Annotated in this window: 17 protein-coding genes; 8 read left to right on the top strand and 9 right to left on the bottom strand. The window is 67.1% G+C overall.

What is annotated here, in order from left to right:
• Positions 1–31 precede the first annotated feature (31 nt).
• Positions 32–745, bottom strand: coding sequence for a response regulator transcription factor (locus AB8717_RS05945; RefSeq protein ID WP_443750116.1), 714 nt, complete (start codon positions 743–745; stop codon positions 32–34).
• Positions 746–1,083: 338 nt separating this feature from the next.
• Between AB8717_RS05945 and AB8717_RS05940 the strand changes: the two genes are divergently transcribed.
• The 3 genes from AB8717_RS05940 (at position 1,084) to AB8717_RS05930 (ending at position 5,199) form a co-directional block, all read left to right on the top strand.
• Positions 1,084–2,796, top strand: a complete 1,713-nt coding sequence (locus tag AB8717_RS05940; RefSeq protein WP_443750115.1) for an OmpA family protein — start codon at positions 1,084–1,086, stop codon at positions 2,794–2,796.
• A gap of 102 nt (positions 2,797–2,898) precedes the next feature.
• Positions 2,899–4,254 (top strand): hypothetical protein, encoded by a 1,356-nt coding sequence (locus tag AB8717_RS05935; protein ID WP_443750114.1) that lies wholly within the window; start codon positions 2,899–2,901, stop codon positions 4,252–4,254.
• A 105-nt stretch (positions 4,255–4,359) separates the two neighbouring features.
• Entirely contained in the window at positions 4,360–5,199 is an 840-nt protein-coding gene (locus AB8717_RS05930; protein WP_443750113.1) for a hypothetical protein, read from the top strand.
• Between the two features lie 10 nt (positions 5,200–5,209).
• On the opposite strand, the gene AB8717_RS05925 is transcribed toward AB8717_RS05930, so the two are convergent.
• Positions 5,210–6,061 (bottom strand): hypothetical protein, encoded by an 852-nt coding sequence (locus tag AB8717_RS05925; RefSeq protein WP_443750112.1) that lies wholly within the window; start codon positions 6,059–6,061, stop codon positions 5,210–5,212.
• Between the two features lie 217 nt (positions 6,062–6,278).
• Between AB8717_RS05925 and AB8717_RS05920 the strand changes: the two genes are divergently transcribed.
• Positions 6,279–7,862: a Na+/H+ antiporter gene (locus AB8717_RS05920; RefSeq protein WP_443750111.1), complete on the top strand. Its 1,584-nt coding sequence runs from the start codon at positions 6,279–6,281 to the stop codon at positions 7,860–7,862.
• A gap of 35 nt (positions 7,863–7,897) precedes the next feature.
• Here the strand turns inward: AB8717_RS05920 and AB8717_RS05915 are convergent, their stop codons facing one another.
• The 3 genes from AB8717_RS05915 to AB8717_RS05905 are packed head-to-tail and all read right to left on the bottom strand — an operon-like array spanning position 7,898 to position 10,089.
• Positions 7,898–8,293, bottom strand: coding sequence for an MAPEG family protein (locus tag AB8717_RS05915; RefSeq protein ID WP_443750110.1), 396 nt, complete (start codon positions 8,291–8,293; stop codon positions 7,898–7,900).
• Entirely contained in the window at positions 8,290–9,051 is a 762-nt protein-coding gene (locus AB8717_RS05910) for an alpha/beta fold hydrolase (protein ID WP_443750109.1), read from the bottom strand. Before AB8717_RS05910 ends, AB8717_RS05915 begins: the two co-directional genes overlap by 4 nt.
• Before the next feature lie 27 nt (positions 9,052–9,078).
• Positions 9,079–10,089 carry an alpha/beta fold hydrolase gene (locus AB8717_RS05905; protein ID WP_443750108.1) on the bottom strand — a complete coding sequence of 337 codons (1,011 nt, stop codon included), beginning with the start codon at positions 10,087–10,089 and terminating at the stop codon, positions 9,079–9,081.
• A 211-nt stretch (positions 10,090–10,300) separates the two neighbouring features.
• Between AB8717_RS05905 and AB8717_RS05900 the strand changes: the two genes are divergently transcribed.
• On the top strand, positions 10,301–10,753 hold the full coding sequence (locus AB8717_RS05900; RefSeq protein WP_443750107.1) for a MarR family winged helix-turn-helix transcriptional regulator: 453 nt from the start codon (positions 10,301–10,303) through the stop codon (positions 10,751–10,753).
• A gap of 4 nt (positions 10,754–10,757) precedes the next feature.
• Here the strand turns inward: AB8717_RS05900 and AB8717_RS05895 are convergent, their stop codons facing one another.
• From AB8717_RS05895 to AB8717_RS05885, 3 genes are all read right to left on the bottom strand, one after another.
• A complete protein-coding gene (locus tag AB8717_RS05895) occupies positions 10,758–12,251 on the bottom strand; it encodes a tryptophan halogenase family protein (RefSeq protein ID WP_443750106.1) in 1,494 nt (497 codons plus the stop codon).
• 34 nt (positions 12,252–12,285) lie between these two features.
• On the bottom strand, positions 12,286–13,827 hold the full coding sequence (locus tag AB8717_RS05890; protein WP_443750105.1) for a tryptophan halogenase family protein: 1,542 nt from the start codon (positions 13,825–13,827) through the stop codon (positions 12,286–12,288).
• 193 nt (positions 13,828–14,020) lie between these two features.
• Positions 14,021–14,278: a DUF2171 domain-containing protein gene (locus AB8717_RS05885; protein ID WP_443750104.1), complete on the bottom strand. Its 258-nt coding sequence runs from the start codon at positions 14,276–14,278 to the stop codon at positions 14,021–14,023.
• Positions 14,279–14,598: 320 nt separating this feature from the next.
• On the opposite strand from AB8717_RS05885, the gene AB8717_RS05880 reads away from it, so the two are divergent.
• The 3 genes from AB8717_RS05880 (at position 14,599) to AB8717_RS05870 (ending at position 18,804) form a co-directional block, all read left to right on the top strand.
• Positions 14,599–14,979: a DUF427 domain-containing protein gene (locus tag AB8717_RS05880; protein WP_443750103.1), complete on the top strand. Its 381-nt coding sequence runs from the start codon at positions 14,599–14,601 to the stop codon at positions 14,977–14,979.
• A gap of 66 nt (positions 14,980–15,045) precedes the next feature.
• Positions 15,046–17,184 (top strand): ergothioneine biosynthesis protein EgtB, encoded by a 2,139-nt coding sequence (egtB, locus tag AB8717_RS05875; protein WP_443750102.1) that lies wholly within the window; start codon positions 15,046–15,048, stop codon positions 17,182–17,184.
• Positions 17,185–17,505: 321 nt separating this feature from the next.
• Positions 17,506–18,804 carry an MFS transporter gene (locus AB8717_RS05870; protein ID WP_443750101.1) on the top strand — a complete coding sequence of 433 codons (1,299 nt, stop codon included), beginning with the start codon at positions 17,506–17,508 and terminating at the stop codon, positions 18,802–18,804.
• Between the two features lie 11 nt (positions 18,805–18,815).
• On the opposite strand, the gene AB8717_RS05865 is transcribed toward AB8717_RS05870, so the two are convergent.
• A complete protein-coding gene (locus tag AB8717_RS05865) occupies positions 18,816–20,534 on the bottom strand; it encodes a ShlB/FhaC/HecB family hemolysin secretion/activation protein (RefSeq protein ID WP_443750100.1) in 1,719 nt (572 codons plus the stop codon).
• Positions 20,535–20,537 lie beyond the last annotated feature (3 nt).

Raw genomic sequence — 20,537 nt, 5'->3', positions numbered from 1 at the left:
CTGGATGGGAGAAACGTCCGAGCGAAATAGTCTAGGCGGCAGCGGGGTTACGCGCGGCGGTCAGGGCCTCCATGCGGTAACCGATGCCCGATTCCGAAGTGATGCTGGTGCCGAGCCCGGCGGCCGCTTCCAGCTTGTTGCGCACCTGGCCGATATAGACGCGCAGATATTGGGTGTCGTCGACATGCTGCGGACCCCAGACCTCGCGCAGGATCTGCTTGTGCGTGATCATCTTGCCCTTGTTGGCGACGAACATGTGCAACAGGTTGAATTCCTTGGGCGTGAAGGCCGCCAGCTTGCCGTTGATCATGACTTCGTGGCGGTCCAGGTCGATGCGCACCGGGCCGTTTTCGACGAAGTTGCCGTCGTCATTGGCCGGGCCGCGCTGACGCAGGTTGGCCTGGATGCGCGCCAGCAGGATGTCGGCGCGGAACGGCTTGGTGACGTAGTCGTCGGCGCCGAGATTGAGCGCCTGGACGACCTGCTGGTCCTCGGTGCGCGCGGTCAGCACGATGACGGGTACGTTGGAGAACTTGCGGATGGCGGCGATGACCTCGTTGCCGTCCAGGTCGGGCAGGCCGAGGTCGAGCAGGATCAGGTCGGGCTTCTGCGCGATGGCCTGGCGCAGGGCGGCCTTGCCGCAGTCGGCTTCGTGGATTTCGAAGTCCTCGACACCCAGGAAGATGCCCAGCATGTTGCGGATTTCGGGTTCGTCGTCGACGAGAAGGATTTTCTGACCCGGCATGTTCGTTGCCCCTTGCTAAAAATCTATGGCCCCATGGCCCTGACACCATAGGTCATTCATTTCTTTGCAAAATGCGCGGGGAAACAGGGCGTAAAAAAATAAGGACGGCATCAGGAAACGGGCCGGGCACGGACGAGTCTGCGTCACATCTGACATATTTGCCCGCCTGTCCGGCTAACTCCGCGCCGTGTTAACTTCGACTTTGCGCCCGTCAGGCGTATGCGGGACAAAAATGCCGCGCCGTCCGCTATTCTTGCGTCAAAAGCCGGCGGGCATTCTGAAATCGCCTCCGGGCTGCTAAGTTGCGGTTTTTAAAAGGTACGGTGTCGGGTTCTTCCATGGCAGGCTTGCGTCTTCAACTCATTACCGGCACGGCGGTCGCGCTGACCGGCGTCGCCTGCGCGGGCACGGCCCTGGCCGACACGCGCCTGGGCTGGTACGTCGCCGCCGATGCCGGGCACGACCTGTCGTCTTCGCAGGCGCTGAAGGTAACCGATGTCACCCTGACCTCGGCCAATGCCGGCGCCACGGCGCCTGCCGCCGCCGGCAGCTATACGCTGAAGCCCGACTACGCCGCCGAAGGCTTCGCCCGCGCCGGCTACCGCTTCACGCCGAATCTCCGCGCCGAAATCGAAGTCGGCACGCGCCCCGGCACCGTCATCAACGGGCTGGGCAGCAGCCGTACGGCCGACCTCGGCAATTTCGACAAGACCTCGCTGATGGCCAACGCCATCTTCGACCTGCGCCCGGACATGCCGATCCACCCGTTCGTCGGCGTCGGCGCCGGCATGGTCCACGTCAAGACCGGCTACCACGAAACCAATGCCCCGACCGGCCACGTGCTGACCTACAGCATGGCCGGCGACAAGACCGTGCCCGCCGGGCAGTTCCTGGCCGGAGCCAGCTGGGACGTGACGCAAAGCCTGCACTTCGACATGACCTACCGCTACCTGCGCACGGCGTCGACCTCGTACGACGTGGCGATGAGCGACGTCCACGGCGGGACCACCGACGCGTGGACCGCCAAGGCCGCCGGCCCGATCAAGGACCAGAGCGTCAGTGTCGGCCTGCGCTGGACCTTCGGCGGCGGCTCGTCGCCTGAGCCATCCACCTATGCCGACGCCCCGCTGCCGGCCCCGGCGGCCAAGGCACAGCACGCCGGCCTGCATTTTCCGGCCCTGTCCCTGCCCTTTACCAAGTCGCGCAAGGTCCAGGCCGCCGCCGCGCCGGCGCCCGTAGCCGTCGCGCAAGCCGACCCGGCCCCCGCCACGCCCCAGGCCATGGTTCCGCCGCCGTCCGCCCCGGCTATGGCCGCGCCCGCGCCCATGCCGACCGAAGCGGTCGCCGCCCTGCCGCCACCGCCACCGCCCGCGGATGCCGAAGCCGACACCGCGCCCGGCTCGGACGCCGCCGCCACGGCAAAGGAACCCAAGCGCTTCTTCGCGAAATCGGCCCGCGCGCCGGGCAAGGCACACGCAAAAGCCGCCGTCCAGGCGCCCCCGGCGCCCATAGCCGCGCCTCCGGTTCCCACCTCGGCGCCGACGCAACCCGTAAATCCCGATCCGCTCGCCGCGGCCGATCCTGCCGCGCCCGCCCCCGCGCAACCGGCTTCGGCCGTAACGTCCGCGCCCCTGCCGGCAGCCGCCGCCCCGTCGGCGAAGGCCCGGCACTTCACGGCCTATTTCCCGCTCGGCGGCGCCAGGCTGGACGACAAGGCGCGCAGCATCGTCGCCGATGCCGCCCAGCACGCCCAGTCCGCCCCCGACGCCCATGTCAGCGTCGACGGCTATGCCGACACGTCGGGCAGCGCGGCCTACAATATGGGCCTGTCGCACCGCCGGGCCGCTGCCGTGGCCGAGGAACTGAAGGCCGGCGGCGTCGCCGAAGAGGCCATCACGGTCGCCTGGCACGGCGAAACGCACCTGGCGGTCAGGACGGCCGACGGCGTCAAGAATGCCCGGAACCGCCGCGTCACCATCGGCGTGCATTTCGGCGCGCAGGCGGCGAAGACGCATCACCGTCACCACCGCCGCCATCGGCACAAGCACTAGGGCGCGTTCCCAAAAGCGCCCTAAGTCTCTATCCGATACCCCTGGTTGAAATTCCACCCCCGATAGCGTTAACTGCGCCCGGGCATTTCAGGGAGGGGTTCCATGATACGCAGAGTGTGGACGAGTCTGGTTTTCGCAGGGTTCGCGCTGCCGGCCATCGCGGCCGCGCAGTCGCACCAGCCGCAGCTGGTCAAGCCGCCGGAATTCGGCACGGTGCGCGAAGTGACCGGCGACGATCTTCCCGTCGCCGCGCCGCGCGACCGCTGCAAGGCCTCGGCCGGCGACCTGTGCGCCGACGGCCTGCCCTTGAGCGACAAGCCGCTGCGCGTGCTCTTCGTCAACCACCCCGTGGCAGCGGGCCAGCGCCTGTCCGGCCCCTACGGCCAGGACTTCCGGCTCTACGACGTGCGGCGCGACGCGAAAGGCATCGACGCCCGGCCGGTCGAGCTGCCGACCTCCGACATCCAGGTGCCGCGCGACTGCTATGCGCTGAACGGTGAGGATGTCGGCTATGGCATCATCGTGCGCAACGGCGCGGCCGTCGCGGTCGAAAGCCAGATGGTCAGCTGCGGCGGCGGCCCGCGCGATCCGCACGGCCCCTACATGCCGGAGGGCAACACCATCCGCTCCGAGGGCGGACGGCACGTCACCGAGACCCTGCGCGTGGCGGGGCAGCGCCGCTACCTGGCGGTGCCGGGGCAGTGCGATCCGCAGTATAGCCTCCGGACGACCTGGTGCGCCGTGCCCGCCGTCACCTATATGCAAGCCCATCCGGACGAACAGGAACTGGACCTGGTCGCCGCCCGCAACCCGGTCCATGCCGGCGACATCCTGGGCGACAAGGACATCGACCAGTGGGTGCTGAAGCGCAAGGGCGACAACAAGTTCAAGGCCGACGGCCGCTGGTTCAAGACGTCGATGATGACGGCGGTCGACAGCTGCTGGGCCAGCGAACCCATCCGCTGGTATGTCGAGCCGGGCGAAGGCGGCCTTTTCATCACCGAAAAGGCGCTCAACCGCTGCGGCGCGCCGCTGGCGCCGGTGCCGGCAGCGACCTACGAGGCCTATGGCGACGACCTGTTCATCGTCGATTGCTCCGACACGCGCGACTGGCGCAACCGCAACGAAAAGTCGCCGGACGGCTGCTTCGCCCCGGCGCGCGACTACCTGCAGCGCTCGCGCCAGAAGTCGGCGCACGTCGTGGTGCTGAACCAGCGCGCGCGCATCGACGACCACCTGTATGACGGCGGCTATGTCAGCTTCGACGTCGCCGAGGTCAAGCTCAACGACACCGGTCCGCTGGGTGTTCGCCGCGACGGCTACAGCCCTTATGTCGGCCTGCCCAACTGCAATCCGGCCGATGACGGCCCGGCGGAATCGCATGGCTTCGTGCTGGTGCGGTCCATGGGCGTCATGTGGGCGCGGCCCTACCGCTGGATGCGCTGCCCGGTCTATTGAGACCGCCAATTAAAGCCGCATGTCGCGCCTGACATCGTGCGGGCGTGCGGCATCTGGCAAAAGCGGCTGGATCGTGCAATGAGAACGGATCAGCGGAGCGATATGATGCAAGTGTCCCGAAACATCCTGTTCAGTGCCCTGGCTTTTGCGATGACGGCGGCGGCCTGCGCCCAGGCGCCCGAGCCGAAACAGGAACAGGCCGACATCGCCGGAATCGGCCCGCGCCCGCACGTCTTTGGCCGCCACGCCTGGGACGACGCCCAGAAGCGCGCCGCCGCCCGCACGGCGCAAGCGCCCGCCGCACCGGCTGCGCCCGCCGCTCCGGCGCCCCCGCCTGTTGTGGCGGCGGCTCCCGTTCCCCAAGCCCCGGCGCCTGTCCCCGCGCCCGCCCCGGCGGCCCCGCCCGTGCAGATGGCCGTGACGCCGCCGGCCGCACCACAACCCGTTGCACCCAAGCCCGTAGCGCCTGAACCTGTCGCCCCCCAAATCGCAATGGCCGCGCCCGCGCCGCAAGCCCCGGCACCCGTTGCCCCGCCGCAGCCGCCCGTAAAGCCCAAGGCGGCGAAGCCCGCCCCGCAACCGCCCGCGAAAAAGGGCCCCAGCCTGTGGGAGCGCATCACCACGCCTCCGCCCGCGCCCGCCGCGCCGGTCATGGTCGGCGGCTATGGTCCCGCCACCGACAGGGCCGCCGTGGACGCGGCCGCCGCCTTCGCCGTGCACGAATCCCCGGGCTATGTGCTGAAGGGAGTCTATTCGGCCAAGGTCCAGGTCGTCGCCGGCACCAATTACAGCCTGTGCCTGTGGGTGCGCCGCCCGACGCTCGAGCCCAATCCGCTCCACCGCCGCATGGTCGCGGCGGTCGTCTTCCAGGGCCTGGACGGACACCGCGAACTGACGGCGTGGAAAGAGGTCAACATGTGCCACGCCGGCGCACCGGTCGAATAGCCGCGAACGGTCAGTTCGCGCGCTGCCCCCCGATGGCCTGGCGGAGCGGCAGCACCGTCTTTCCCGACATTCCGGCCAGCAGCGTGTGGACATTCAGCCGATAGGCCTTGTCGAACCGGCCGTCGAGATAGATGTCGATGTCGAGCGTATTCAGGTCGACGACGGTCGAATAGAGGGTTCGCACGGGGCTGACAAAACCCCAGTCCTGGCGCGTGGCCTCCAGCACCGCGGCGACCGATTTTTGCGACACGGTGTTTTGAGCCATAAGGTCTTTCAGACGGCCGGAAGCCGTCTGGTAGCGCGGCGAAATCAACCCCCGGGTGGCGGCGTCGCGGACATTGAAATTGGTCGAGACAAGATAGTTCCGCGAACGATCGACGCGCGTGAAGGTCAGCCGGCCGTCCAGGCCCGGATGGATGACGGCGGCGTCACCCGACCGGTCCGCGACCTGGATCTGGTAAGCGAACGACGGGCCCCAGTCATACTGGAAAAACCGCGCGAGCAGTTCGTTGACCGAGCCCGTCTCGCGCATCAGCTTGACCAGCGCCCATTCGTCCTGGCGGATGGCGTTCGGCACATGGACCAGCTTTTCGCTCGAAATGGCGTTGATGGCGTAGCTCAGGCCCTGTTCGTTGACGCCCATCTCCTCGGTCATGGGATTGGCGTCACTGGGCGTCGCGATAAAGACGACGCCGTATTTGCCCGTGTGGTCGACGATCAGGTATTCCTTCGCCGGCGCCTGGTCCTGGTTGCCGGCGATCAGCACGGTATTGTTCTTCTTGACCGTGAAAATCGTGCAGGCCGAAACCGGCTGGGCGCACATTGCCGACGCCAGCACGATGGTACAAAACCATTTTTTCATAGAAGCCACCCCGGCTGGCCAGTACGGCCGACATATGCACAGTATACACAGTTCATCCGCACAGGCAAGGCCGGGCCGCAGCCGGCTTGACACCCCCATGCTCCAGGCTTTTGTTTTGTCGCGCAATGTGTCCAAAAAGTGCGTTACACGTTTTGGATCGCGCTCAAGGTTCGGCCGCGACGGTCGCCATGCCCCTTTTTTCCAGCAGACGAGTCCCATGCCTCCCATGCAATTGTTCGAACTGATGATCGCCACCCTGCTGGCCGTCATCGCCTTGCATTTCGCGGCGCGCAAGCTGGGCCTGCCGCCGGCGGTGGCCCTGATCGCCGGTGGCGCGCTGCTGGCCTTCCTGCCCGGCCTGCCGGTGATCTCGCTCGACCCTGAGCTGGTACTGGTCATCTTCCTGCCGCCGCTGCTGATGGACGGGGCGTGGTTCATTTCGTTCGCGCAACTGCTCAGGCACAAGGTGGGCGTGGTGTCGCTGGCCGTCGGCGCCGTGCTGTTCACCACCGTCGTCATCGCCGTGGCCGCCCACGCCCTGGTGCCTGCCCTGCCATGGGCGGCGTGCGCGGCGTTGGGCGCCATCGTGTCGCCGCCCGACGCCGTATCGGCGCGCGCCATCCTGCAAACCGTCAGGATACCGCGCCGCCTGTCGATCCTGCTGGAGGGCGAAAGCCTGCTCAACGACGCGTCGGGCCTGGTGCTGTTCCGCTTCGCCATCGCCGCCGGCATCACCGGCACCTTCGATGCCGGCAGCGCCGTCGGCAGTTTCCTGCTGCTCGCCTTCGGCGGCGCGGCGGTCGGGACCGCCATCGGCCTGGCCTGGGTCTTCCTGGTCCGGCGGCTGGGCGATGAATACCTGATGATCGCCGCCTCGGTGCTGACCTCCTGGTCGGCCTATCTGCTGGGTGAGACGCTGCACGTGTCGGGCGTCATCGCCGCCGTCACGGCAGGCCTGATCTGCGGCTGGAACCAGCACACCGTGTTCAGCGCCGCCGTGCGCATGCGCGGCACCTCGTTCTGGACCGTGATGATCTTTCTGATGGAGGCCATGGTCTTCATGCTGATCGGGTCATCCTTGCGCGGCGTGGTCGAGCGCGTCGGCGGCTTCGGCATCGTCATCGAGCGCATGGCCGTGCCGGTCGGCCTGATCCTGCTGGCCCTGACGGCGGCGCGCTTTGCCTGGGTGTTCGGCACCGACGCCATCAGCCACGTCTTCAATCGTATGGGCTTCAAGCGCACCCTGCCGCTCGGCTGGCGCTGCGACACGGTTTTAAGCTGGGCCGGCATGCGCGGCGTGGTGACCCTGGCCGTGGCGCTATCGATCCCGGAAGGCTTTCCCGGCCGCGACTTCATCCTGGTGACGGCCTTCGCGGTCATCCTCGGCACCGTTCTCATCCAGGGCATGACGCTGGGGCGCGTCATCCGCTGGGCGAAGCTGACCGAGGCCGAAGGCGATGTGGCGCGGCTGAGCATGAGCGAGGCCGAGCTGGCCATGGCGCTGGTCCAGTACGAGGTCGTGAAAAAGCACGCCTACGGCCCCGACGGCGAACTGGTCCATCCCCGCCTGCTGGAACGCTTCCACCTGAAGGCCACCAAGATGCCGGACTATGTCGCCAACGAAGACGAGTTCCGTCCACTGCTGGTGGCCCATTTCGAGCTGGTGCTGAAGACCGTCGCCGCCGGCCGCGCCGAGCTGATCCGCCTGCACCGGGCCGGCGATATCGACGAAGAGACGCTGCACGAGCTGGAGCGCGACCTCGATCTTGAGGAACTGGGCGCCATATCGGCCATGGCCTGAGGGATTGGGGCCGGCGCGCGTCTGGCCCCTCGCCTTCAGACCAGCGCGACGATCATGGCGACCAGCGCCGCGACCGACACCAGCCAGACCAGGCTGCGCGCATACGGGATGCCCGCATAGTAGAGCGGGATATAGACCAGCCGCGCGGCGAGCCAGGCCAGGGCCGCCCCTGCGCCCAGGCCGTTCGTGTGCCCGGTGACCATCAGGGCCAGCGCCAGGGCGGCAAAGGCCGGCCAGGTTTCCTCGTAATTGTCGAGCGCGCGCTTGACGCGGCCGGCAAAGACACCCGTGGCGTCGTTGCCGCCGTCGCGCGGCCCGGCATTCCAGGCGGAGCCCTTTTCCTTTGTGAAGGCCTGGGCCTGGGCGAAGATCTGCACGATCAGCAGGGCGACCGAGGCGGCGAGCATCTGTTCAAGGGTCGGCAGGGTCATTTCGAGGCTCCCTTGGCGGCATCGACGATCAGGTCGGCAACGGCATCGGGATGCGAAGCGTAGACCGCGTGGCTTGAGGCGATTTCGCGCATGGTGCTGCCGGCGCGGCGGGCCATGTCGCGTTCAAGCTGAGGATTGATCGAGCGGTCGTCCCGCGCCACCAGCGCCCAGCTTGGCTTATGCTTCCAGGCGGGGTCGCCGGCGGGCGCGGTGAAGGCGGCCCTGGCGGCGAAGACCTGCGAGCGGGCCAGCGCATCGCTTTCAGCCGGCGGCAGGTCGGCGGCGAAGGCCGCCCCGAACAGCTTCGGATCGAGATAGAGGAAACCGTCGCCGGTCGCCTGGATGGCGCCCGCCGGGCCGTCGGCGGGTTTGGTGCCGGCCAGCCCGGCCAGGGTCTCGCCCGCTTCGGGCTCGAAGGCGGCGACATAGACCAGCCCCGCCACATTGGGCGCATTGCCGGCGTCGCTGATCACCATGCCGGCATAGGAGTGGCCGACCAGAACGGTCGGGCCGTCCTGCAGGGCCAGCACGCGGCGGGTGGCGGCGACATCATCGGCCAGGCCGGTCAGCGGCTCCTGCACGACAGTGACGTGATAGCCGCGCGCCGCCAGGATGTCGGAGACCTTGCGCCAGCCGGAGCCGTCGGCGAACGCGCCGTGGACGATGACGACATTGCGGACTTCGGCCGACGACGGCGACGCGGCGGCCAGGCCGAACGCAGCGGCAAAGGCCAGGAGGGAAACGGACAGGGATTTCATCGGTTTATTCCTTTCAGGGATTCGATTTCAGAAACGGGCGGCGTCGAGGACGGCGCGGGCGAAGGCGGCGGGCGCTTCCTGGGGCAGGTTGTGGCCGACGCCGCCGCCGACGGTGCGGTGCTGGTACTTGCCGGTGAACTTGCCGGCATAGGCGGACGGAGCCGGATGCGGGGCGCCGTTGGCGTCGCCTTCCATCGTGATGGTCGGCACGGCGATGGCGGGCGCGGCCGCCAGGACCTTCTCGAAGGCGTCGTAGCGGCGCTCACCGCCCGACAGGCCCAGCCGCCAGCGGTAGTTGTCGATGGTGATGGCGACGTGGTCGGGATTGGCGAAGGCCTGGGCGCTGCGGGCAAAGGTGGCGTCGTCGAAATGCCACTGCGGCGAGGCGGTCTGCCAGATCAGCCGCGCGAAGGCGTCGGTGTTGGCGGCATAGCCGGCGGCGCCGCGCTCGGTGGCGAAATAGTACTGGTACCACCAGGCTTGTTCGGCCTGCGGCGGCAGCGGCGCGCGGTTGGCGGCCTGGCTGCCGATCAGGTAACCGCTGACCGACACCATGGCGACGCAGCGTTCGGGCCACAGGGCGGCCATGATGTTGACGGTGCGCGCGCCCCAGTCGAAGCCGCCCAGCACGGCCTTGTGGATGCCGAGCGCATCCATGAAGGCGATCATGTCGGCCGCCAGCGCCGATTGCTGGCCGTTGCGCACCGTGTCGGCGGACAGGAAGCGGGTCGAGCCGTAGCCGCGCAGGTACGGCACCAGCACGCGGTAGCCTTCGGCCGCCAGGATCGGCGCGACCTCGGCAAAGGCATGGATGTCGTAGGGCCAGCCGTGCAGCAGGATGACAGCCGGACCGTCGGCCGGACCGGCTTCGACATAACCGACAGTGAGCAGGCCGGCCTTGACCTGGCGTTCCAGACCGAAGGCGGCCTTGGCCGGGGCGGTTTGCGCGCGGGCGGAGACAGCCGGCAGAAGCGCCATGGCCGACAGGCCAAGACCGGTTCCCAGCAGTTGACGGCGGCGGAGGTTGATCGTTTCCATGACAGGCACTCCTTGATTAATTTCACGTTCGATTAAAGCGTATACGATATAAATGACTATGGATATTCGGGACATTGGTCCCGGGGAAAGATCATTTATATCGTATACGCTTTAATCGATGCCGATCTATAATCCGGACAAATTGGCGTTGTCAACCCCTTTCCGATTTAATCGCACACGATTATATTGGTTGTGAGAAAGGACCACCGCCATGCCCGACACCAAGCCGAAGCCGCAACTGGAAAACTTCCTGTGCTTTGCCGTCTATTCCGCCAACCTGGCCTATGGCCGCGCCTATAAGCCGATCCTCGACCAGCTGGGCGTCACCTACCCGCAATACATCGCCATCGTGGCCCTGTCGGAGGAAGACCACCAGTCGGTCGGCAGCCTGGGCGAAAAGCTGTTCCTCGAATCGAACACGCTGACGCCGGTCCTGAAGAAGCTGGAGGCCGCCGGGCTGGTGCGCCGCGCCCGCGACCCCAAGGACGAGCGCTCGGTCATCGTCAGCCTGACCGATGCCGGCCGGGCTTTGCGCGAAAAGGCGCTGAACATGACCCTGGTCAAGGCCTCGGGCCTCGGTCCCGAAGCGTTTGCCACGCTGCAAAAGGGCGTGTCGGCCCTGCGTGACAACCTGCTCGAGGCGGCCGGGACGGGCGGGAATTAGCCGGCTACGTCTCGAGATAAGCTTCCATCGGCTTCATCGCCACGACACGGTTTTTGATGAAGCCGAACATCTGCTGGAAGCGCTCCATGACCTCGCCTTCCGGGGTCTGGTCGGCCACGGGGTCGTAGGCCTGCGGGATCAGGCCGTGGCCGAAGAACATGGCGCGCCAGTCGTAGTCCACGAAGGTTTCATCGTCATATTCGACCAGGTGGCCGCGCGCCACGAACAGCCTGATCTTGTGGGCCAGTTGCTCCGGCAGCTCCATCTGACGGCAACGGTCCCACAGCGGATCGCCGTCGCGCTGGTTCAGCTTGTAATGGCAGATCTGGTAGTCGCGGATGCGTTCGTACGCCGACTGGAGGTTGAGGTTATACTCCTTGCGCTCCAGCGCCATGTCGCTGTCGAGCGGCAGCAGCGACGTCAGGTGCGACAGCCCGGTCAGGATCGCCTGCATGCCGACGCTGTCGATCGGGTCGAAAACCGCCGCCGCCTCGCCGATGCCGATACAGTTGCCGACCCAGGCGGACTGGCGCCGCCCCGCTTCGAAGGGCGTGACGACCGCGTCGCCGCTCAGGCGCATCGACGTTACCTTGCCGGCGTTTTCCAGCGCCTCCTGTTCCTTCATCTCGTCGCCGGCATAGACCTGCTGGATGCCGGTCCGGTTGCGCAGCGGGAACTGCCCCACCCAGCCCGAGCGGAAAGCCGACACCTGGCTGAACGACGGCAGGGGCGAAAACGCCGGGCCGCTGGCCGTCAACAGGCGGTCGCAGGGCAGCCACTGGCGCCACGACTCGAACGCGGTGCCGAGCGCCTTGCCGAGAAGCAGGCTTTCCGCTCCGGTGGCGTCGATGAACAGGTCGCCTTCGACGGACGTGCCGTTCGCCAGGCTGACCGACAGGATATGGCCGGTTTCCGGGTTGCGCGACACATGGACCAGTCCCGGCGCCTGGACGTGCGCCGCGCCGCGGTTGACGGCCAGTTGCTTCAGCAGCTCGCAATAGGAGCGGCTGTCGAAATGGAACCCGTAGTCGCACTCGGCGAAGCGGTCCGTCTCGGGGTCGGGGAAGAAGAACCGGCCCTGCCGCGCCGCCGCCGCATTGAGCGAAAAGTCGTCATAGCCGGCCTTGAGCCCGGCGGACCGCGCCTTGACCCAATAGTGGTGGAACGGCACGCGGTTGATCGGCATGCCGTCGGAGCCATAGCCGTGGACGAAGGACGGCAGCCGCCGGCTGAAATCCGAAAAGCGCTGCCCGAGGCTGTAGGTCGCCTGGGTAAAGCCCATCAGCGGACCTTCCTTGAGCGACAGCATGCGGTGAAAGCCCTGCTGGTTGCGCAGGGTGGGCGTCACGTCGACGGCGCGCAGCCGCGACGGCAGTTCGGCGGCGACGACCTGAAGGCCGGTGCGGTGGAACGATGTCAACAGGATGTTCGCGGCGAACCACAGCGCCTCATCACGGCCGACGATGACGATCTTGCGGATGGAACCGGGTGCGGGCATGCGGCCCTCCTGTGTCTTGCGGTCGGATATTGTCTCAGCCACGGGCCTGCCCGCGGGACGCCCTGGGTTCGGGCGCCATGCAGTAGCTGTCCACGAAATCGCGGTGCGACCGCATGCCGGCGACGTTTTCCGCGATATGGCCGCGCAGGTCGGTCATGGTCTTCAGCATGCTGTCGAAATCGATATTGTCGGCCTGGGGGTCGTAGCCGTCGGGCAGCAGCCGCTGCCCCGTATAGATGGCCGTCCAGCTGGCCGGCGAGAACAGGCCGTCGCGATAGCGGTGGATGTGCCCGCGCCGCTTGAAGACCTCCATCTTCTCGGTCAGCGACTCGGGCAACTCCATGGTGTGGACGTGCTCCCACAGGGGCCCCGTCCGTTCCGCCGTCGCGTGATAGTGCAGGATCAGGAAGTCGCGGACACGGGCATATTCGATATCGACCAGGCGGTTGTATTCGTCGGCCAGGGCGGGATCGACGGTCTGGCCGGGAAACAGGCGCATCAGGAAGCTGACGGCGATCTGCGACATGTAGATGCTGGTCGATTCCAGCGGCTCCAGGAAGCCGGCGGCCAGGCCCAGCGCGATGCAGTTCTTATACCAGGACGTCTTGCGGCGCCCCGACTGGAAGCGGATCAGGCGGGGCTCGGCCTCCTGCGGCGCGCCGTCGAGGTTTTCGTACAGGACCTCGCGCGCGCGCTCCTCCGTGGTGAAGCGGCTGGAGAAGACATAGCCGGTGCCGAAGCGCCTCTGCAGCGGAATGCGCCACTGCCATCCCGCCTCGCGCGCCGTGCAGCGCGTCGTGGCGTTGAAGTCGCCGCCCAGGTCGGTCGACAGCGCCCAGGCGCGGTCGCACGGCAGCCAGGACGACCAGTCCTCGAACCCGACCTTCAGCGCCTGGTTGATCATCACGCCGCGGAAGCCCGAGCAGTCGATGAAGATGTCGCCTTCGACCACTTCGCCGGAGCTGAGCGTCAGCGATTTGATATGGCCGTCCTCGGGCCGCAGGGCGACATCGACCACCGTCCCCTCGGTGCGGACCAGACCGCGTTTTTCCGACCAGCGGCGCAGGTAGGCGGCGTAGAGATAGGCGTCGAAATGGTAGGCGTAGGAATAGGTCGAGCGGATCGAGGCGCGGTCCTTGTCCGGGAATTCGAACTTCTGTTCGCGGCTGGCCACGCTGGGGTAGGAAAAGTCGTCGATATTGAATTCGTGCCCGTTGGCGCGCGCCCGCAGCCAGCACTGCAGGAAGGGCACGCCCTGGATGGCGTGGCCGTGAACGCCGAACGGGTGGAAATAGATGTCGCCCTGGCGGGCCCAGTCGCGGAACTCGATCGCCAGCTTGAAGGTGGCGTTGGTCTCGCGCATGAACTCGACTTCGTCGACGCCCAGGAAGTCGTTGAAATCGCGGACCTGCGGCAGGGTCGATTCGCCGACGCCGACAATGGCGATGTCGCTCGATTCGATCAGGCGCACCGTCGCGGACTGCGGCTTGAAGGTCCGGGTGATCGACGCCGCCAGCATATAGCCGGCCGTGCCGCCGCCCACTATGACGACCTTAAGAGGGGACTGAGCGTTCATGGTGTCATCCTTGCCGAGCTGCGGTGCCTTGTTTGCAGGCTGTTAAATGCGCCGTCAAGGGATGACCCGGCCCCTGCCCTGCCGCCGTTCATCCCGCTGGCGGGCAATACCCGGAACGGCAAGGCATTGGGAGGTAAAAGAAAAGGGCCGCCCTTGCAGGCGGCCCCTGGTTTCAACAGGCGAAGCCGCAGGGTTACCGCGCCGCGCCGCTTTCTTCTTCCTCGAACTGGACGGCGACATCGCCGTTGGCCGACAGGCGGACCTTGTCACCTTCGATATCGGCGACCAGGCCGAGGTCGATATAGTGGTGATGGCCTTCGTGCTCGCCCTGGCCCGAATCCTTCCGGGTCAGCTTGATGCGATTGCCGTCTACGTGATCGACCGTGCCGACGTGCACGCCGTCGGCGCCGATGACTTCGGCATGTTCCTTGATCTGGGTGGCGTCAACCATGTGTATCTCCTTGATTGCCCCGCGCCGCGACAGTGCCGCGCGCGGGCGTAAAGGAACAATGCTCAAGGGGCCTCTACACGGCATCGTCAGCCGCAGGCCGGCCGTGGCGTTCACGACAAGGTGGTTTGCGGCCGCCCTTGGGATGGCTGTTGATGCTGCCACGTTTGGGCAGGGCGGGGGCTAAAGGTCGCCGGCGGACGGCGGCGCTTGTGGTTCATACCGAAGTGCCCCACCCACCGCTTCGCGGTCCCCCCTCCCCTTAAACGGAGCGGGCGAAAACAGTCTCTTTCAAGGCGCAGGCTCTTTCAAGGCGCAGGACCATGACCGACAAGCCGATCAAAATCCCCGGACCGGATCACCCCATCACCATCACGCCCGAGCCCGCGCGCGTCGTCGTCAGGGCCGGCGGCCAGGTGGTGGCCGACACGACCCGGGCGCTGAGCCTCAAGGAGGCCAGCTATCCCGCCGTCCTCTATATCCCGCGCGAGGACGCCGACATGGCCCTCTATGCGCGCAGCAGCCTGACCACCTACTGTCCCTACAAGGGCGAGTGCAGCTATTACAGCCTGCCCGCCGGCGGCGGCCGGTCGCGTGACGCCGTGTGGAGCTATGAACATCCGTACGAAAGCGTGGCATCCATCAAGGATCATCTTGCTTTTTATCCGGACCGCGTGGACGAGATCACGCGTTCGCCCGCGTAACCTGTCCTTGTTTGCTGCGTATTGTGTTTGAAAGCCGACCACGGCCCCGTCACAGAAAGTCAGCCCATGACACCCTGTCAGCTGCGCCAGAATGCGCCCTCGGCCCCCTTCGACCGTTACATCCGGGTCCGCGACCGGACCGTCGCCCTGATCCGGGAGCTGTCGGTCGAAGACATGGCCGTTCAATCCATGCCCGACGCCAGCCCGATCAAGTGGCACCTGGGGCATACGACCTGGTTTTTCGAAACCTTCATGCTGTCCGCCCTGCCCGGCTATCAGCCCTTCGAGCCGGCCTTCGCCTTCCTGTTCAACTCCTATTACGAGGCCCTGGGGGCACGCCAGCCGCGCGCCGAGCGCGGGCTGCTGACGCGGCCGTCGCTGGACGACGTGCTCGGCTACCGCCGCCACGTCGACCGCCATATGGAGGCGCTGCTGGCGTCAGGTGACAACGCCTTGCTGGAACTGGGGCTTTTCGAGTTGGGCCTGGCGCACGAGGAGCAGCATCAGGAGCTGATGCTGATGGACGGGCTGCACCTGTTCAGCCGCTCGCCGCTCCATCCCGCCTTCGATGCGGATTGGCCGGCGGATGCCCTCGGGCGCAAGGGCCATTTCCAGCTGCGTCCCGGCGGGCTGGTCGAGATCGGCCATGCGGGGGACGGCTTCGCTTTCGACAATGAAGGGCCGCGCCACAAGGTCTGGCTGCAACCCTTCGAGATCAGCGACCGGCTGGTGCGCAACGCCGAATGGCTCGATTTCATGAAGGACGGCGGCTATGGCCGGCCCGAGCTGTGGTTGTCCGACGGCTGGGCCACGGTACAGGCCGAAGGCTGGCAGGCCCCCTTCTATTGGCAGGAGCAGGACGGCTGGCACGAGATGACGCTGGGCGGCCTGCGCCCCGTCGCGCCCGAAGCGCCCGTCACCCATGTCAGCTTCTACGAGGCCGATGCGTTCGCGCGCTGGGCCGGGGCGCGGTTGCCGACCGAGGCCGAATGGGAGCTGGCGGCAGGCGACGGCGTGCTCGACCAGGCGTGGGACACCGGCTGGCAGTGGACGCAAAGCGCCTACCTGCCCTATCCGGGTTTCAAGCCGGGCGCGGGCGCGGTCGGCGAATACAATGGCAAGTTCATGAGCGGCCAGATGGTGTTGCGCGGCGGCAGCGCCTTTACCCCCGACTGGCATTCGCGCCCGGCCTATCGCAACTTCTTCGCGCCCGGCAAGCGCTGGGTGCGCACGGCGGTGCGGCTGGCGCGCGATGTCGGCGCCACGGCGCGGGAGGATCGCGACGGCTGGGATGCCGGTTTCGTCGCCGATGTGGCGACCGGGCTGTCGGCGCGGCAAAAGACCTTGTCGCCCAAATACTTCTATGACGCGACCGGCTCGGACCTGTTCGAGGCCATCTGCCGCACGCCGGAATATTATCCGACGCGGACCGAGACGGCCCTGCTGCGTGATATCGCCGCCGAGCTGGTGGCCGATATCCCGGACGACGCCGTGCTGGTCGAATTCGGCAGCGGCGCCAGCGACAAGACGCAGATCCTGCTCGATGCGGCGGCGCGGATCACGGCCTACGTGCCGATCGATATCAGCGAGGACGCCCTGCGGCTGGCCACCGTCAAGCTGCTGCGCGCCTATCCGCAGCTGGCGGTGACGCCCGTGGTCGGGGATTTCACGGCGTCGGTGGAGCTGCCGAGCGCCTTGCGCGGACGGCCGCTGGTCGGCTTCTTCCCCGGCTCGACCATCGGCAATTTCACGCCGCCGGAAGCGCGCGCCCTGCTGCGATCGATCCGGGCGCTGCTGGGGCCGGATGCGCGGCTGATCATCGGCGCCGATCAGGTCAAGGACGAAGCGACCCTGTTGCGCGCCTACGACGATGCGGCCGGCGTGACGGCGGAGTTCAACAAGAACCTGCTGCGGCGGATCAACCGCGAGCTTTCCGGCAATTTCGACCTGTGGGCCTTCGATCACCTTGCGGTGTGGAACGCGGAGTTAGCCCGCATCGAGATGCATCTGGTCAGCCGCCACGACCAGATCGTCACGGCGGCGGGCCACAGCTTTGCCTTCAAAGCAGGCGAGCGGCTGCATACGGAGAATTCGCACAAGTTCACCGAGGCGTCTTTTGCCACGCTGGCGGAGGATGCGGGATGGACGGTCGAGGCGTCCTGGATCAGCCCGGCGCCGGCGTTCGGAGTCTTTGTGCTGAGGTAGTTGGAAAATGCTTTCTTCGCCCTCCCCGTTTGCGGGGTGAGCGAGGCGAAAGTATAGCTTTCGCCCGCGAAGGGACCGCCGAAGGCGGTGGGCGGGGCACTTTCTGGCATTTCCATTTGCGCCGCTTGTCGTCAATGATCACGCAGGTACGCCAACTGAAACGGCCTGTTCTCGTTGAATCTGTCGCAAGTGCCCCGCCCACCGCTTCGCGGTCCCCCCTCCCCATAAATGGGGAGGGCGAAGATCTCCCTTATTTCAGACCCCTTGGCCGCGGCGGGAATAAGCCTCTATAGTCAGCAATAAGCCACCCCGGGGGACGCCATGTCAGACACCGTGTTTCGCAAAAGCGTGCCGATGGCGTCGATCGTCGTCGCGGGGGTCTCGACCGTCGTCGAATGGTACGACTTCACCCTATACATCTATTTCGCCACCGTGCTGTCGCGCGTCTTCTTCGGTGGCGGTGAGGCATCGCTGGTCACCACCCTGGCGGGCTTCGCCATCGCCTACCTGATGCGGCCGCTGGGCGCCTTCGTCTTCGGCCATATCGGCGACCGCTTCGGACGCAGGCATACCCTGCTGCTGTCCATGGCCCTGATGAGCGCCGCCATGCTGGCCATGGCGCTGCTGCCCACCGCCGCGCAGGCCGGTCCCGTGGCGGGCCTGTTGCTACTGGCCTTGCGTTGCCTCATGGGCTTCGCCGTCGGCGGCGAATATACCGGCGTCGTCGCCTACCTGCTGGAAGGCGCGCCCGAAGCCCGGCGCGGGCTGGTGGCGTCGCTGGCGGCGGCGGCCAGCGAGATCGGCGCGCTGCTGGCCGTCGGCGTGGCGGCCCTGACCGTGCACATTGTCGGCGCACACGACCTCGAAACGTGGGGCTGGCGCATTCCCTTCCTGGTCGGCGCGGCCCTGGCCGTCGTCGTCTGGATCGCGCGCTCGACCCTGCACGAATCCCCCGACTTCGAACGCCAGCGCGAAAGCGGCAGCACGCCCGACAATCCGCTGCTCCATACGCTGAAACACCATTTTCGCGGGGTTATGCGCGGCTTCGCCATCTCGGCGCTGGGCTCGATCACCTACTATGTCGGCATCGGCTACGTCCCGGCCTTCATCGACTCGGCCGGCGCCCTGCCGGAAAGCCAGGCGCTATGGCTGTCGACCCTCGCCGCCGTCGTGGTCATCGCCGTAACGCCGGTCGTCGGCCACCTGTCCGACCGGCTCGGGCGCAAGCCGGTCCTGATCGCGCTCAGTATCGGCAGCGCCGTCCTGCCCGTCACCATGTTCAGCCTGATGACCAGCGGATCGCCCCTGCGCGCCTTATTGGGCGCCGTGGTCCTGGCGACGGTGGCGGGCGGGGTCAGCGCGGTCGGCGCGGTCACCACCGCCGAGCAGTTTCCGGGCGAAGGGCGCCTGAGCGGCCTGGCGCTCGGCGCGACGGTCGCCACCGCCGTCTTCGGCGGGTTTACACCGTGGCTGGCCCAGGTGCTGATCGCCAGGACGCACCTGGCCATCGTGCCGGGCATCATGATCGCCGTGGTCGCTGTGTGCGTCCTGCCGGTGCTGGTCACCCTGCCGGAAACCGCGAAGCGCCCGCAAAACAAAAACCTGGCTGAGCGAAGCTAAATCATCAGGCTCTAGAATACCACCTGCAGGCGGGTATGGGCCAGCAGGCTGCCGGCCTTGACCTGGCCGTTGGGGGCCAGGGCCAGGGCGGCATCGACCTTCAGCGCCACATGGCTGAGCAGGCGTACATTGGCGCCCCCGCCCAGCGAGGCCAGATCGGTATTGGCGTGCGCATGGTTGTCACGGCCATGACCGAGATCGACGAAGGCGTAGGGATCGACCGAAGCGCTTTTCAGGCCCGGACCGGCCACATGCAGTTCGTTGCGCACGATCAACGAGGTATCGGCCGCGCCGTTGTCGAGCGTGTAGCCGCGCACCAGATACCCGCCGCCCAGTCCCGCCTGCTCCGTTCGCGGCAGGGCCACGGGCGAGAACTGGCCGAAGACCTGCGTCTTCAGGCTCATCGTGTCGCCGAGCGGCGTCGTGCGGTCGAAGCTGCCGGTCAGGTAGCTGTAGGTCGCGCCGGGCATCCGCCCTTGCGAATAGAGACGGAACTGCTCCGCGCTGTTACCGCCGCTGATCCCGCCGGGGCTCATGTGAACCGCGAAGTCCCAGGTGGCTGCCCCTGCCGCATCACCGGCCGCGTGGTGCAGGCCGGCATAGAGCTGGTACACGTCGACCGAGACGTCATAGACATTGGTGCCCGAGAAAAAGGTCGAGCCCGTCTGGTGGCGCGCCTCGATGCCGATGCGGACATCGGTCAGGCCGTGGTCGCCGTACAGTTTCGTCAGGGCGTGGCGGTAGCCCAGGGTCGCTTCGGTCGCCTTCAGCCGGACGCTGAAGGGCGCGGACTGCGACCAGGTCGTGACCGTGTCGGCCGAGGCCTCGATCAGACCCCGGAGGCCGATGGGCAGCGTATAGTTGAACGCGACGCTGCCGTAGTGCGGATCGTCCTTGCCCTGAAGCGCATCGCGGGACTCCGTCGCCTGGACCGACAGCAGGCTGTCGAAACCGAGCAGCCCGCCGATCGCGCCGCCGACGAAGTGGCGGTCGAAGCTGGTCGAGGGCGAACCGTCATTGCCGTAGCCGGCATAGGCCTGCCACGGCTTCTGGTCGCGCACGGCCAGGGTCAGGCGTGTGTCGCCCAGGGCCGCGCCCGGGGTGAAGGCCGCCTGCACGGCGCGGAAGGGATAGCGGTTGAGCGCATCGAGATCGTAGGTCAGCTCGCGCGCATTGATCGCGTCGCCGGACTGGATGCCGACACCGGCGCGGACGGCTTCGGCTTCGTGACCCGTGGCGCCGCTGACCGAAACGTCGGCGGCGCGGAACTCGATCACACGGACCTGCAGCACGCCGCCGTCGATTTCCTGTTCCGGCGTGGACAGGGAGACGAACGGATAGTTGAGCTGGCGGTAGTCGCGGGCGATGGCGGCTTCGATCTCGGCGATCAGCTTGCGCGACAGGGGCCGGCCGAGGAAGGGCTGCAGCCGGGCCGCGATATCGGCGCGCTGTCCGGCCAGACCAAGGCGATAGACAGAGCCAACCGTGACGCCTGAAGACGCGGTTGCATGCACGGCCTCGCCCGGTCCCAGAAGCACGATGGCGGTCAGGGCCGGGCCGATCGGCGTTGCGTCCTGGTCGCCGGGCACGGCGTTGGGCGTGACCAGCACCTGCGGCTTGCCCTGCGGCGTTTCCGGCAGGTGGCGTTCGATCGCCTGGGCGTGGACCTGGGCGGCCACGAGCAGCGGGGCCAGGCAGGCGGCGTTGCGGAGGATCTTGGTGACGGACATGGT

Origin of the sequence: Asticcacaulis solisilvae, from assembly GCF_052327315.1 — a bacterium.
Classification (GTDB): domain Bacteria; phylum Pseudomonadota; class Alphaproteobacteria; order Caulobacterales; family Caulobacteraceae; genus Asticcacaulis; species Asticcacaulis solisilvae_B.
The sequence above is the reverse complement of the archived record's forward strand: the minus strand, read 5'-3'. Positions and strand labels throughout refer to the sequence as shown.